We start from the raw sequence: 1,540 nt of genomic DNA, 5'->3' as shown, positions 1-1,540 counted from the left end.
AGCGTTCTCGATGGCGGCCGGGGAGTACATCTCCGTGGCGTCCCAGTCGGAGCTGGCCGAGGCCGAGATCGAGATCGAGCGCATCGAGCTGGCCCGGCACCCGATCTCCGAGCAGCGGGAGCTGGCGCAGGTCTTCGAGGCGCGCGGGGTGGACCCCGAGACCGCCGCCGAGGTCGCGCGGCAGCTGTCGCGCGACCCCGACGACGCCCTCGAGGTGCACGCCAAGGAGGAGATCGGCGTGGTGCCCGGCGAGCTGCCGTCGCCGCTGCTGGCGGCCGGGTCGTCGTTCCTGTCGTTCGCGGTGGGCGCGCTGCTGCCCGTCCTGCCGTACCTGCTGGGCGCGGCGTCGCTGTGGCCCGCCGGGGTGGTCGCGGCGCTGGGGCTGTTCGGCGCCGGGGCGCTGGTGTCGCGGGTGACGTCGCGCGCCTGGTGGTTCGGCGGGCTGCGGCAGCTCGCGTTCGGCGCGGCCGCCGCGGCGATCACCTACGCGGTGGGCGCGCTCATCGGGACCAACGGCGTGTAGTCGGCCGCGCGAAGGCGGCGCCGCCCCCGAAACGTGACCTAGGGCCATCCAGGGGACAAAACCTCCTTTCCGGCCCGCGAGGTGCGCTCCGACCGCTAAGCTCCCGGGCGTGATCGAGGCACGTGACACTGGTTCCCCCGGGACGGCGCGCAAGGGCGGGCGGGACATCCGGCCGGAAGGCGGCGGCAAGTCCGGTTCGAAGCGTCCCGCTCCCAAGCTGCTGTTCGGTGCGGCCGCCGCGCTCGTCGTGGTGGCCGTCGCGGTCGTGGCGGTCGTCCTGGTGACGGGCGGCGGTGAGGAGAAGGCGCCGGCGGTCGCGAAGGTCGCGCCGACGGCCTACACCCCGGACTACAACGGCGCGAGCTTCGCCAAGATCGCTTCGCGGGAGGCCGACCAGCGGGCGGTCACCGAGGCCGAGGCGTTCGGCGGGTCGGCCAAGAGCCTCGCCAGCGGCCCGTACACGTTCACGCAGGCCGGCGCCGAGCTCACCGACTGCAAGAGCGTCACCTGGGGCGACCGCCTCCAGCAGGACCTGGCCGCGCACGGCTGCACGCAGATCGGCCGCGCCGCCTACGTCAGCGCCGACAAGAAGCTGCTCGGCCAGTTCATCGTGGTCAACATGAAGGACAAGGCCGGCGCCGACCAGGTCATGCGGACCCTCGACCCGGCGACGAACGCGGGCTGGATCGTCCCGCTGAACCCCGAGGGCGCCCCCGCCTTCGGGAAGGGGTTCAGCGCCGCCTACGCCCGCAACTACGGCCACTACGCCGTGATCACCTGGGTGCAGCGGGCCGGCGGCGGGCAGCCCGCGTCGCTCAACGAGATGATCGACGTGAGCCTGGCCGTCGAGAAGCCCGCCGACTTCGTGTGGGCGCGGCTCGGCCTGGCCGACGAGGCCGGCCGGTGACGCGGGCCGTGCGGGCGCGCCGGACCCCGATGCGGGCCGGGACGCGCGTGTCACCGGCCCGCGGGCAGTAGTCTGCGCCGTCGTGGAGTCCGATGAGCCCGGCCGCCGCC

At 74.4% G+C, this 1,540-nt stretch carries 2 protein-coding genes; both read left to right on the top strand.

Features of this window, described 5'->3' with window-relative positions; translation table 11 throughout:
• On the top strand, window positions 1-523 hold a 523-nt coding region (locus DMH08_RS39425), incomplete at its 5' end, for a VIT1/CCC1 transporter family protein (protein WP_125621384.1).
• Window positions 524-632: 109 nt separating this feature from the next.
• A complete protein-coding gene (locus DMH08_RS39420) occupies window positions 633-1,430 on the top strand; it encodes a hypothetical protein (protein ID WP_026405877.1) in 798 nt (265 codons plus the stop codon).
• The last annotated feature ends 110 nt before the right edge of the window (window positions 1,431-1,540 follow it).

The organism is Actinomadura sp. WAC 06369, assembly GCF_003947565.1.
Lineage (GTDB): Bacteria > Actinomycetota > Actinomycetes > Streptosporangiales > Streptosporangiaceae > Spirillospora > Spirillospora rifamycini.
This window is presented reverse-complemented; position numbering and strand designations above follow the sequence as displayed.